The following is a 12,948-nucleotide window of genomic DNA, read 5'->3' on the forward strand; positions in this document are numbered from 1 at the left end:
CCGACGCGAATGCCGGGGCCGAAAAATTTTCCTAGAGGCGGTTTTTCAGCCCGAGGCACGGTTTTCTTCTGAGGTTCAGTGTAGCGGTAAAGCGTGACGCTGGCACCCCAGGGCGGGTGGCCGGGCCGCTCAAGGCGGGAGCGTAAGCCGGCCTCTGGCCGGGTGGGGATCAAACCAAAGAGCGGCGAAGCCGCACCTTACGGCGGACGCAGCGAAGCGGAGTTCGCCGCGCGGCCAGGTGAACATAGTGCGGATTATGCGGCGAAGCGGACAGGCGGGCGGCGGCGCCGGGCGAGCAGCCCGAGTGCCGCCGGCCGACTGCGCATAATCCCCCGCATTATGTTTGGCTGGCCGCCAAAGCCCCCTTGAGGGGGATGGGGGGTGTGGCCCGGCACAGTCTCGCCCCGCGAGTCTGTGCCGGGCCTTAACCAATCAAACGCCCGCGAGCGAAGCTGGCGGGCACCGACTCTTTCCAGGGCGGTCAACGAAGTCGATGCATGGGCGGCGGGCACGAGGGGAGCCCGGCGCGGCGCTTGCGGGCGGCCGGCGCCGCGGAAGACGCGGAGCGGCTGAAGCGCTGCGCCGGGCGCACTGTGCAAGCGCCGTGACGGGCGGGTCGGAGGGTCGAGGGCGGCTAAGAGGAAAAAACCGTCGGTCGGCTACAGCTCGTCCAGACGCCGGGGCAGCAATCGGCGGGTATCGCGCACGGTGAGGATGTCGATGCGGTCGTCGGCGATCAGGTAGATGATCCGATACGGCGATTCGATGAGTTCTCGGATGTCCTCGCGCTGGTAGCGTTCAACCACGCGTCCCAGGCGGGGATGCTCAAGCAATGGCTCGACACGGCGGGTGATGCGCTCGACGACGCGCTCGGCATTGAGGGGGTGATCTTCTCGGGCGATATAGCCGTGGATCTGGCGCAGACGGGCCCGCGCCCGGGCGGTCCAGACAAGCCTCACTTGTCCAGTCCAAACTCGCGCAGTACCTCGGCGTGGTCGGTCACGCGACCGGCCGCGCTGTCGGCCAGACCGGCCTCGATGTCGAGGATGGTCTCGACAGTCTCGGCCAGATCCTCCCAGCCCGCCGTTTCCGGCAACCGGTCGATCAGCTCGTGGGCCTGTTGTTTAAATGTCGTCGCCATGATTGCCATTCTAGCGCTCCTCTTCGTTGTCTTCCATCGCTTCGCGGTCCAGGGCGTCTAAGACATCCTGGGCGGTGGGTTCGTCGTCCGAGGCCTCACCCCGGGCGGTCTTGAGCCGGTCGGCGACGCCTTCCGGCAGGGTTGCCGGGTGGGTGGCGCTGTGGATCTGTTTCAGTTTGTGAATGGCCACATGGGTGTAGATCTCGGTCGTGGACAGGTGGGCGTGACCCAGGATCTGCTGGATGTAGCGCAGATCCGCCCCGTTCTCCAGCATCAGCGTGGCCATGGTGTGGCGAAAGAGATGACAGCGGCCTTCCTTCTCCACACCGGCCTGGCCAATGTACTTTTTCACGGCTCTGGAGACCCGGTGCGGGTCCAGCGGGCGGCCCGTCTCGTCCACAAACACCGGGCCGGTCTCGGTGGCCGGCACGGCGCGGCCGTCGTCGAGGTATTTGTCGATCCAGGCGAGCGCCCGCTCGCCGATGGGCACGAAACGGTCCTTGCGGCCCTTGCCCTGGCGGATGGCCAGAATCCCGGCGGCGTGGTTGATGTCGGCCAGCTCCAGGTTCAGAAGCTCGGCCCGGCGGATGCCGGTGGAATACAGCACTTCAAGCATCGCTCTGTCACGCAGCCCGGCCGGGGTGCCGACATCCGGCTGGCTCATGATCTTTTCGGCCTCCTCGGCGGTGAGCGTGTGTTTGGGCAGGCGCTTTTCCCGCTTGGGCAATTCCAGCTCAGAGGCCGGGTCGTAGAGGATCAGGTTCTCGCGCATCAGGAACTTGAACCAGGTGCGAATCGCCGTGAGGCGATTGCACTGGCTCTGGACGGATAACGGTTTTCCGTTGCGGCCAAGGGCGTGATACAGGTGGCGCTGATAGCGTTGCAGCACCGGGCGGGTGATCTCGTGGATTCTTTCAATGCCCCGTTCCCGGCACCAGTCCAGAAACCAGATCAAGGAGGCGCGCTTGTACTGCACGCTCTGGCGGGCGTAGTGACGGGCCGTCAGATGCTCGATGTAGGCGTGCACATAGGCCTGAAGCGAGCGCGGGTCCGAAGGCGGGGCCGGGTTGCGGTCCACATACGGCATCAGGCGCTCCGCGTGGCCCGGGCGGTGGGTTGTGGTTTTTCATCCTTAGCAGCTAAAGCGGCTAAAGAAGAAGTACGGTATGACGCGCTCGTTTTTTTGCTCCCGGGATATGCGTTTTCAGGCTCCGAGACAATGGAATCGCCGGAGGCCTTGCCGTTGCTGGGCTTGGCCGGATTTTCAGCACTCCGTTCCTGCCCCGAAAGCAGCCCGGAAGTACCCCGGAAGCAGGCCGGAAGCGTGTCTTCCAGGTCCGAAAGGTTCGCCGTCGCAGCCAGTTTTTCGGGATCAATCAGCCCCGGCAGCCGGCGGCCGTCGTCGGCGATCTCGCCATCAAAGAGCAGTTCATAGACAAACCGCCGGCCGTTGCGGCCGTGGTGGAGGGCCAGGTACTCGTACTCGACCAGCCGGTCCAGGTGCAGGGCCACCTGGCTGTTGGACAGGCCCGAGGCTTCCCGGATATCGCGCCGGGTAAAGCGCACCTCGGCCCGCTCCAGCTTTTCCGCCTGCATTTTCTCGTCCACCCAGGCACAGATCACGCCCAAGACCTGTCGCGTCTGCGGCGGCAGTTCATCGAGACTGCGGCCCAGCACTTCATGGGCCAGGCGGTTGGCCAGGGCGATGTCAGAAGGTTCGACTTCCACATACTCGACCGCCCGGCCCCGGTGCTCGACGGTTTTGATGGACCGCTGATGCTGGTGCAGCAGGGCAATGGCATCGATCAGGGTCAGGTATTTTTGGTGGTCTCGTCGGGTTCTTGTTCGCTCGTCCAAAAAACTCAAATGCTCGGCGTAAGGATTGACCACGGCCAAGGGTTTTAGCAGACGCTGGGCGTTGCGGTGGAGCGTTCTCACTGCTTCGGCCGTCTGCCCGGCCAAGAGGCCATCGAGGGTGCGGGCCTGTCGCTGCCGGGCCTGGATTCGGCGGGTCTGGTCGCGGCTCTCGTCCACGGTCAGCACCAGGCAGCGATTTAACAGCTCTTCGTCGATGTCGATGGCCGTGGTGGTCAGCATCAACATCACCGGGCCCTCGACCACAGCCAATGCCGGAAACCTTTTTTACCCTAGCCAAGGAAAATGAAAATCGCAAGCCTGGCTATGGTCGGTTGCTCCCAGGTGAGGAAGCGCCGGGCCGAAGCGACCACGGTTAAGTAGCTGACGGGCCGAAGGAAAAAGGGAACCGGGTGAGCGTGAGTGACACGCCAGGCAGATCATTCCTTCTTGATATAAGCCAGTGAGAAGGAGCCCGGGCCGACGTTGATGCCGGCGGTGGTGCTCATGACGGCGAGCATGGTTTCGATGCCGTGTTTTTTGGTCAAGCGGGCCAGTTCCATGTACTTGGGGTGTTTCTTGATGACTTCCGGGTTGCCGGCATAGCTCATGCAGATGGTGTTGGTCTTGAGCTCGTCGTTGCGGATTTTCTCCATGGTGTCGTCGAGGAGCACGGAGACGGCGCTGTCGAAGCCCTGGATCTTCTTGATGGCTTCACTCTCGCCCCGGTTCATCTGGATGATGGGTTTCATGTCCAAGGCGGAGCCCAGCTTGAAGCTGAGCCAGCTGACGCTGCGATCACCCTTGGTGCGGGCCCGGTGGTAGACGTAGTGGAGGTCTTCGGGGATGAGGTAGCCGTAGACGTTCTCACTGAGGGCCTCGATCTCGGGCCGCAGTTTCTCCAGCGGAAGATTTTCCTTGCGGATCATCTTGAGGGTTTCGTGAATGAGAACGGCCTGGCCGGTGAACAGGGTCTTGCTGTCCAGCACCCGCATGGCGAAGGGGCGGTCGATGCCGTTCTTTTCCCGTACGCCCTTGTATTCATTCATCACGCCATAGGAGGCCTGAGTGGCGTTCTCGAAGGTCAGGCTGCGGGATTTCGACAGGGTGATCACCAGCACCCGGTCGTACTCGAGTACGAGCTTGTCCAGAAAGAGCTTCTTGATCTCGTCCGGACTCGGTGGTTCGGTCTCGGCTTCGGTTTCCTTGTTGGCCAGGTAGCGCTGGTAGAAGCGCATGGTGGCCTGGGGGTCCCGCTCGTCCACGAAGAGCTCGTCACCGAAATGCAGGCGAATGGGCAGGATGCTCAGGCCGTATTTGTCGATGTAGCTTCTCGGCAAATCGCAGGCGGAGTCGATGACCACACCGATTTTCATCCCTTTCTCCTTTCTTCGCGGCCTGGGGCCGGCAGCCGTGGCAATGGAATTCGCAAGCAATTCGTACCAGCTTAATCCCAGCCGCCTGAAATTTCATCCTCCGGGACGATCAGACCAATCGACAATTGGCCCATCAGTAATTGGCCCAGGCGCGATCCAGGCGCTGGGCCGAGACCGGGATATCGGTACCGAGCTCCTGGGCGAACAGGGACACGCGGTATTCCTCCACCATCCAGCGGTAATGCAGCAGCGGTGAGTCCGGGTCGTGTCGGCATTGGTCCGCCGCTTCGGGGAATCGCTGGCGCAGGCGTTCCTGGTGCGGACGAATCGCCGCGGAGAGCTTCTGATCCCTGGGGTTGCCCTGCTCCAGGCGATCCAGGCGTTTTTCCACCGCCTGGAGATAGCGGGGATAGGCGCTCAGGCGCTGGCGGGCGATGCCGTCGAGAAAACCCGGGAAGATCAGATAGTCCAGCTGCTCGCCGATTTCCCGGGCGGCCTTGAGCAGTACCGGATTCATGCGGCCCGAGAGGCGGCGCCGGATATCGTCATGCTGTTTCATGACCGTCTCCAGCCAGTCGCGCCAGCGCTCGCCGGTGGGGATGATGTCGGCGGAATGCTGGCGACAGAGGGCCTCGAACCCGGCCTCGTCACGCGGCTGCTCTTCCCCGTCCAGCACGGCCTCATCCAGCGTCAGCCGCAGCAGGGCCTCTTCCAGTGTCTTGCGGTCACCCAGCTTGCGAAAGCGAAGGGCAATGCGATCGAGCCCCTTGAGCTTGCGCACGGCATCCGCCTGCTGCTTGAGGCGCAAGGCCACGAGACGCCGGATGCCGCCATGGCTCAGGGCATCGGCGCTGGGCCGGTCATCATGCAGCACCAGTTCCACCTCGCTGCCGGTATCACGCAGCGCGGGCCAGGCGGTCACGGTGACGCCGTGGCGCTCCACCGCTACTTCATTGGGAATGCGGCCGAAATCCCAGTGGCGCGTCTTTCGCCGCGGCCATTCATCGGATTCGGCACTGGCAAGGGATTCACTGGCCCGGTGGCCATGGCGTGCCTGCAGCGCGGACAGGTCGCTGCCTTCATCGACGGCCCTGCCCTGCCCGTCCACCAGGCGAACCACCACATGCAGGTAATCGGGTACCTGCTCGTCGCGCCAGGCGTCCTGCGGGATTTCGGTGCCGCTCATGCGCTGCAGCTGTCGCCCCAGGGCGAGCTTCATCGGCTCGCCGGGCTGCATGGCATCCAGGGCCGCGCCGGCGAAATCCGGGGCCGGCACGAACTGACGCCTCAGCGCCTTGGGCAGGGAACGGATCAGAGCCGTGGCCCGTTCCGTGCGCCAGCCGGGAATCATCCAGTCCAGATCCGCCTGGCTGATCTGGTTGATCAGAGCCAGGGGCAGCTCCAGGGTGGCCCCGTCACGCTCCCCGCCCGGCTCGAAATGGTAGTCCACCGCCACGGGGATGCCCTGGATTTTCACATGGTCTGGGAAACTCGCTTCCAGGCTTTCCACTTCCCGCGCCATGACATCGTCCTGGCGCATGCGCAGGGCCTTGTCCCCGGCCCCGCCCTGTTTCTTCAGCCAGGCACGCAGGCCGGGCCAGTCATGAATATCGGCCGGCACTGCCCGGTCATAGAAGGCGGCCAGTTCCTCTTCTTCCCGCAGCAGATCCCGTCGGCGGCGCTTGGCTTCCAGCTCCCGCACTTCCTCGATCAGCCGCTGGTTATGGGACAGAAAGGCGGGCGTCTCGGGCAATCGAGCCGCCACCAGGCCCTCGCGGAGAAAGACTTCCCGTGCTTCCTGCGGGCGCACGCGGCCGAAGTTGATGCGCCGCTTCGCCACCAGGTCCAGACCAAACAGGCTCACCCGCTCGTAGGCGGCCACCCGGCCCTTGCCGGCCTGCCAGTGGGGTTCGAAATACTCGCGCTTGACGATGTGACCGGCCGCCTGCTCGATCCATTGCGGCTCCACCCCGGCCACCGTGCGGGCGAAGGTGCGGGAGGTCTGCACCAGTTCGGCCGCCATGAGCCACTTGGGCGATTTCTGGAACAGGCCGGAGCCCGGGAACACCCAGAACTGCTGGCCGCGCGGCCCTTCATAGGCGTGACCCTCGCCCTTGCGACCCACCTGGGTCAGCAATCCGGACAGCAGCGCCCGGTGAATTTCCGGGTACTCCGCCGCCTGCTCACTGCCCTTCAGCCCCATGTCACGGAGCGCGAGACGCAGCTGGCGCAGCAGATCGCCCCACTCTTCCATGCGCATGGGGGCGAGAAACTGCCGGCGCGCCCATTTGCGGCGCTGATTGCGGGATAGACCAGCGGTTTCTCGCCGGTAGCGCTGCCAGAGATTGAACAGGGCCAGAAAGTCCGATCGGGGGTCGCTGTCCACGGCATGGCATTCATCCGCCGCCTGCCGCGCCGTGGATGGGCGCTCGCGCGGATCCTGGATGCTCAATGCCGCCACGATCACGAGCACTTCGGCCAGGGAACCCAGGCGACCGGCTTCCAGCAGCATCCGGCCCTGGCGCGGATCCACCGGCAGGCGCGCCATGCGGCGCCCGTCCTCGGTCAACTGGCGCCGCTCATCCAGGGCCCTGAGTTCTTCCAGCAGGCGAAACCCGTCGCGAATGAGGCCTTCCTCGGGGGGATCGACAAAGGGAAAGTCATCCGGGTCACCAAGCTTGAGCAGGCGCATCTGCAGTATCACGCTGGCCAGATTGCTGCGCTGGATTTCCGGCTCGGTGAAGGCCGGCCGGGATTCGAAATCCTCCTCCGAATACAGGCGAATGCAGATGCCGGGGCCCAGGCGGCCACAGCGCCCGGAACGCTGATTGGCACTGGCCTGCGACACGCCCTCGATGGGCAGGCGCTGAACCTTGCTGCGGTAACTGTAACGGCTGAGCCGAACCAGGCCGCTGTCGATGACGTAGCGAATGCCGGGCACGGTGAGGGACGTCTCGGCCACATTGGTGGCCAGGATGACCCGGCGGCTGCGCCCGTCCGGGTGAAAGACCCTGTCCTGGTCCTTCGAGGACAGGCGCCCGTACAGGGGCAGAATCTCGCTGTTACGCAGGGACTGCTTGCCCAGGTAGTCGGCGGCATCGCGGATCTCCCGCTCCCCCGGCAGGAAGACCAATACATCTCCCGGCCCTTCACGCCAGAGCTCGGTGAGGCCGCGGGCAATGCCCTGGGACAGGGTAAGGTCCTCTTCATCCGCCTCCGGGTCGCCCAGGGGACGGTAACGCAACTCCACCGGCCAGGTTCGTCCGGACACTTCGATGACCGGGGCATCCGCAAAATGCTTCGAGAAGCGTTCGGTGTCCAGCGTGGCGGAGGTAATGATGATCTTGAGCTCCGGCCGCCGCGTCATCAGGCGGCGCAGATAGCCGAGCAGGAAATCGATGTTGAGGCTGCGTTCATGGGCCTCGTCGATGATGAGGGTGTCGTAGGCGAGCAGATCCCGGTCGGACTGGGATTCGGCCAGCAGCATGCCGTCGGTGAGCAGCTTGACCCGGGTGCTGTCGCTGACCCGGTCGGCGAAACGCACCCGATAGCCCACCAGCTGGCCCAGCTCGGTGCCGGTTTCCTCGGCAATGCGGGCCGCCGTGCTGCGGGCGGCCACCCGGCGCGGCTGGGTATGGCCGATGGTGCCGCGAATGCCCAGGCCCAGCTCCATGCAGATCTTGGGCAGCTGGGTGGTCTTGCCGGAGCCGGTCTCCCCCGCCACGATTACCACCTGGTGGCTTTCGATGGCCTCGCGGATGTCATCACGGCGCTCGCTGACCGGCAGCTCTTCCGGGTAGTCCAGGCGAACGGGCTGGGCCGCCCGGGAACGAGCCCGGGCCATCGACTGTTCCAGCTGTTTTTCCAGCCGGGCCAGCTCCGCCGCACGGTCACGGGCGCGCTTGAGGCGCCCCAGGCGCTTCTGCAAGCGCCGGGCGTCCCGCAGCATGCACTCGTCCAGGCGGCTTTCAATCGCTTGAATCAGCTCTCTCATACGGGATCAGGCATGTCCTCAGGAACCGCCCTCGCCTTCGGCAGGAGGCCGATCGCTGTCACCACCGACAAGACGAATGGGAAAGGGATCGGTGACGGAACCCGTATAGAGTGTCCGGTGGGGGAAGGGAATCTCGATGCCCGCTTCATCAAAGGCGTTCCTCACCTTCTCGGGGATGTTGTTGCGCAGCTCGAGAAAGTTCTCGCGCGTTGCCCAGACATTGAACTGCAGGTCGAGCGAGGAATCGCCGAAACCCAGGAACAATACATTGGGCTTGGGTTCGGTCAGACACAAATTATATTCGTCCGCCACATTGAGCAGGACTTCACGCACCCGGGCCAGGTCTTCCTTGTAGGCCACCCCCACCTTCAATTCCAGGCGACGGATGGAAAAGCGGGTGAGGTTGACGATTTCGGATTTGATCAGGGTTTCATTGGGTACGCGGACATACAGGTTGTCGAAGGTGCGCAGTTTGACCGACAGGAGATCGATGGACAGCACTTCCCCCAGGGTTTCGCCGACCCGGATGACATCACCGATGCGAAATGGTTTTTCCCCGATCAGAAAGAGACCGCTGATGAGATTGGAAGCGGAGGTCTGTGAAGCAAAACCCAGGGCTACGGAAAGAATGCCGGCCGCACCCAGAATCACCGTCAGGCTGAAGCCCAGCTGATGCAGGGCCGACATCAGGGTCAGAATGACAATGCCGTAGAAGACCACACGCCGCAGCAGGGCCGTCTGCTGGGGCTCCAGATACGGTTCACTCAGCCGTCGCGTGATCACCGAACCGATCTTGGCCATGATCAGGCCCAGGATCATGAGTACCCCGGCACGCAGTACCTGAAGGCCCTTCTCGGACAGCAGAAATTCAGTGGCTTCCATGATTGCTCCGCAATTGGCTCAGGGGGTCGTCAGGCAAACAGGCTTTCCAGGGCCCGCAGCAGGCCGTGCTTTGGCGGTTCCTGCCGGGCCTCGCTGATACGCGTGACCTCCAGGCCGGCCGGCAGCTGCATCTCTTCCAGCTTGAGCGCCCCCTGTTTACCGTCCGCGCTGCGCTCCATGACCATCGGCTGTGTCCACAACTGGTTTTGCCTGCTGGCATACAGGGGCAGCAGTGGCACCGGCACGCTGAGCCGCTCGATGAGCAGCGCGTCCTCGGCCTTGTTGCGCACGGTCACCGGCGACACCACCCGATGGGGGCGCTGAATGACTTCATCCAGGCGCAGACGGGCCAGTGAACGGGAGGCATAGCACAACTCGCCTTCCCGGGTATTGGGCCCGAACCAGGAGTCCGAGGGCCGGTAACTGGGGATTTCCGTCAGGGTGGCGGTTTCCTCGGCATTCATCACCTGCACCCAGATCGAGGTGCTGACGTAAATCACCGTTTCCTCGCCACCCGGGACATACAGGGGAATGTCCGGCCGAACCACCACCGGGCGGTCCGCCAGCCTCGGTTTGAGATACAGGCCGCGACTGCTGTCGCTGAAGGCATAGCGGGCCACGGTATGGCCCTCTTCATCAAGCTCGTCCAGGGGACCGTGTTCCAGGGTGGTGGAAAGCGGGTCTTCGCCTTCCCGCCAGGCCAGGCGCCACTCCTGCCGCCAGCGACGGGCCTGCAGCTGCAGCGGGCCGATGCGCCATTGCATTCCCGTCTGCCCTTCGTCCAGGTCATAACGCCCCCACCAGGGGCGCGCCGGGGCTTCGGTGGCTTCCAGTACTTCGCTCAGTTCCTCGGCACTCATGCGTCCTGCTTCCCCTGCTGCTTGGCTTCGTCCCAGAGCGCGTCCATTTCATCCAGGTCCGCGCTCTCGGTGCTGCGACCCTGCTCGTTCAGCCGCCGCTCCACGTGCCGGAAGCGCTCTTCAAAGCGGGCATTGCAGCCCCGCAGCGCCTTCTCCGGGTCCACCTTGAGATACCGGGCGAGGTTGGTCACGGCGAACAGCAGATCGCCGATTTCTTCTTCGAGTCGGCGCCTGTCACCGCCGGCGGCCATCTCCGCTTCGATCTCGCCCACTTCCTCGTGAATCTTGTCCACGACGCCACGGGTATCCGGCCAGTCAAAACCCACCCGGCTTGCCCGCTTGCCCAGCTTGGCCGCCCGCTTGAGCGCCGGCAGGGCCAGGGGCACGTCGTCCAGCGCGGAATGGTCACCCTTCTGTGCCCGTTCACGGGCCTTCATGGCTTCCCAGTCCGCCGTCTGTTCCTCTTCAGAAGCATAGCTGGCGTCGCCGAATACATGAGGGTGACGCCGCCACAGCTTGTCGGCAATGGCATTCGCCACGGCATCGAAGTCGAAATCACCCTGCTCTTCGGCCATGCGCGAATGAAACACCACCTGCAGCAACAGATCACCCAGTTCATCACGCAAGGCCCCCATGTCGCCACGGCGAATGGCGTCATCCACCTCGTAGGCTTCCTCGATGGTGTAGGGGGCAATGGTGGAAAAGTCCTGGGCCTGATCCCAGGGGCAGCCGCCCGGGCCACGCAGGCGCGCCATGATATGCCGGAGTCGATCAATGGGAGATTCAGCGGAATCGCTCATGGGCTCCTCAAGGTCTCAGCACCTGGCTCAGGCCCACCAGCATGGCCGCGGTGGCGCCCCAGATGCGATAGCCCTGCCAGTCAATCTGATAATAGGCCAGATCATGGCCTCGAACCGACATGCGCACGATCTCGTGATTGGCCGGATCCATCAGAAAAGACAGCGGGGCCTCAAACACTTCGGCCACCTCGGACGGATCCGGGCGGGCCTGATAATCCGGCCGCAGCAGCCCCACGACGGGCGCCACCGCAAAGCCGGTGATGGTGAGGTATGGCGGCAGGTAGCCGCTGACCGTCACCGCCTCGGCACCCACGCCCACTTCCTCTTCCATTTCGCGCAGGGCCGTGGCCACGGCGTCTCTGTCGTGGGCTTCGAAACTGCCACCGGGAAAAGAAATCTGCCCGGGGTGATCGGGCAGATCATCCGTGCGGACGGTGAGCATCACCGTCAGGGCATCGACATGATCCACCACCGGCACCAGTACGGCGGCCGATTTGGGCTGCTCCACCCGGGCCAGCGACGGCGGCACATCACCGTGCACGCCCAGCCTGGCCTCACGGACAAGATCCGCCGGCAGGCGGCTGCCCGCCAGCGAACTCAGCAATCGCTGCCGCAAGCCCGGGTCGGAGACGGTGGCCATATCAGCCCTTGATGCCGCCCTTGGTGAGCTCCACCGCGTCCAGCAGACGCTCCAGCTCACTCTCCGGCAGGTCGGTTTCATCCCGGGCCACGTCGCGGATCGGGCGGCCTTCGGCGTAGGCCTTCTTGGCAACGGCCGCGCCCTTCTCGTAACCGATCACCGGGTTCATGGCGGTGACCAGGATGGGGTTCTTTTCCAGGGCGTCCTTGAGGTTGTCCTCATTGACCTTGAAGCCGGCGATGGCGCTGTCGGCCAGCTGGGTGCTGCCGTTGGCCAGCAGCTCGATGCTCTGCAGCAGGTTGTAGCCGATCACCGGCAGCATCACATTGAGCTCGAAGTTGCCGGACTGGCCGCCCACGGTAATGGTGGTGTCATTGCCCATGACCTGAGCCGACAGCATGCACACTGCTTCGGGGATCACCGGGTTGATCTTGCCCGGCATGATGCTGGAACCGGGCTGCAGGGCCGGCAGGGTGATCTCGCTCAGGCCGGCCAGCGGGCCGCTGTTCATCCATCGCAGATCGTTGGCGATCTTCATCAGGGAAACGGCCACGGTCTTGAGCTGGCCGGACAATTCCACGGCCGTGTCCTGGGTGGCGATCACCTCGAACTTGTCATCGGCGGAGAAGAACTCCAGGCCGCTGCGCTCGGACAGATGCCGGGCGAAGCTGTCGGCGAAGTCCTCATGGGCATTGATGCCGGTACCCACGGCGGTGCCGCCCTGGGCCAGGCCATAGAGGCGCGGCAGGGTGGCTTCCACCCGCTGGCAGCCACGGCGGATCTGGGTGGCCCAGGCGCCCATGGTCTGGTCGAAGCGCACCGGCATGGCGTCCATCAGATGAGTGCGGCCGGTCTTGGCGATGCCGGCCAGTTCGCCGGCGCGGCGCTCGGTGGTGCCGGCCAGGTGACGCAGGGCCGGCAGAAGGCGCTCGTTGACTTCCAGTGCGGCGCTGACATGAATCGCGGTGGGGATCACATCGTTGCTGCTCTGCCCCATGTTGACATCGTCATTGGGGTGCACCTTCTCGCCCAGCTTGTCGGTGGCCAGGCGGGCAATCACCTCATTGGCGTTCATGTTGGAGCTGGTGCCGGAACCGGTCTGGAACACATCCACCGGGAAGTGGGCGTCGTGGCGGCCTTCGGCCACCTGCTCGGCGGCAAACTGGATGGCGTCGGCGCGGGCATCGTCGAGCAGGCCCAGCTCCCGGTTGGCGGCGGCGGCCGACCACTTGATCAGGCCCAGGGCGCGGATGAAGGCGCGCGGCATGTGCAGACCACTGATGGGGAAGTTCTGCACCGCCCGCTGGGTCTGGGCACCCCAGAGCGCCTCTTCGGGCACCTTGAGTTCACCCATGCTGTCCTTCTCGATCCGGAAACCCTTGTCCGACATGATCCTCGCTC

General features: G+C 64.4%; 11 protein-coding genes. All 11 read right to left on the reverse strand.

Features of this window, described 5'->3' with window-relative positions:
• Positions 1-659: 659 nt before the first annotated feature.
• The 11 genes from RBH19_RS12905 to RBH19_RS12955 all read right to left on the reverse strand — a co-directional run bounded on the left by RBH19_RS12905 (position 660) and on the right by RBH19_RS12955 (position 12,937).
• On the reverse strand, positions 660-959 hold the full coding sequence (locus RBH19_RS12905; protein WP_306729265.1) for a type II toxin-antitoxin system RelE/ParE family toxin: 300 nt from the start codon (positions 957-959) through the stop codon (positions 660-662).
• Positions 956-1,141, reverse strand: coding sequence for a hypothetical protein (locus tag RBH19_RS12910; RefSeq protein WP_306729266.1), 186 nt, complete (start codon positions 1,139-1,141; stop codon positions 956-958). The genes RBH19_RS12905 and RBH19_RS12910 overlap by 4 nt, the downstream gene beginning before the upstream one ends.
• Positions 1,142-1,151: 10 nt before the next feature.
• Complete coding sequence (xerC, locus tag RBH19_RS12915; protein ID WP_306729267.1) at positions 1,152-2,228, reverse strand: site-specific tyrosine recombinase XerC; 1,077 nt, start codon at positions 2,226-2,228, stop codon at positions 1,152-1,154.
• Positions 2,228-3,244: a hypothetical protein gene (locus tag RBH19_RS12920; RefSeq protein WP_306729268.1), complete on the reverse strand. Its 1,017-nt coding sequence runs from the start codon at positions 3,242-3,244 to the stop codon at positions 2,228-2,230. Before RBH19_RS12920 ends, xerC begins: the two co-directional genes overlap by 1 nt.
• A gap of 191 nt (positions 3,245-3,435) precedes the next feature.
• Positions 3,436-4,371: a DegV family protein gene (locus tag RBH19_RS12925; protein ID WP_306729269.1), complete on the reverse strand. Its 936-nt coding sequence runs from the start codon at positions 4,369-4,371 to the stop codon at positions 3,436-3,438.
• A gap of 133 nt (positions 4,372-4,504) precedes the next feature.
• Entirely contained in the window at positions 4,505-8,365 is a 3,861-nt protein-coding gene (gene hrpA, locus RBH19_RS12930; protein WP_306729270.1) for an ATP-dependent RNA helicase HrpA, read from the reverse strand.
• Between the two features lie 18 nt (positions 8,366-8,383).
• A complete protein-coding gene (locus tag RBH19_RS12935; RefSeq protein WP_306729271.1) occupies positions 8,384-9,247 on the reverse strand; it encodes a mechanosensitive ion channel family protein in 864 nt (287 codons plus the stop codon).
• 29 nt (positions 9,248-9,276) lie between these two features.
• Positions 9,277-10,107: a DUF432 domain-containing protein gene (locus RBH19_RS12940; protein WP_306729272.1), complete on the reverse strand. Its 831-nt coding sequence runs from the start codon at positions 10,105-10,107 to the stop codon at positions 9,277-9,279.
• Positions 10,104-10,907, reverse strand: coding sequence for a nucleoside triphosphate pyrophosphohydrolase (gene mazG / locus RBH19_RS12945; protein WP_306729273.1), 804 nt, complete (start codon positions 10,905-10,907; stop codon positions 10,104-10,106). The genes RBH19_RS12940 and mazG overlap by 4 nt, the downstream gene beginning before the upstream one ends.
• Before the next feature lie 7 nt (positions 10,908-10,914).
• The gene (locus RBH19_RS12950; protein WP_306729274.1) at positions 10,915-11,547 is read right to left on the reverse strand and encodes a CoA pyrophosphatase; all 633 of its coding nucleotides are present in this window, start codon (positions 11,545-11,547) and stop codon (positions 10,915-10,917) included.
• A 1-nt stretch (position 11,548) separates the two neighbouring features.
• Complete coding sequence (locus tag RBH19_RS12955; protein WP_306729275.1) at positions 11,549-12,937, reverse strand: class II fumarate hydratase; 1,389 nt, start codon at positions 12,935-12,937, stop codon at positions 11,549-11,551.
• Between the last annotated feature and the right edge of the window lie 11 nt (positions 12,938-12,948).

This window comes from Natronospira bacteriovora, from assembly GCF_030848495.1.
Classification (GTDB): domain Bacteria; phylum Pseudomonadota; class Gammaproteobacteria; order Natronospirales; family Natronospiraceae; genus Natronospira; species Natronospira bacteriovora.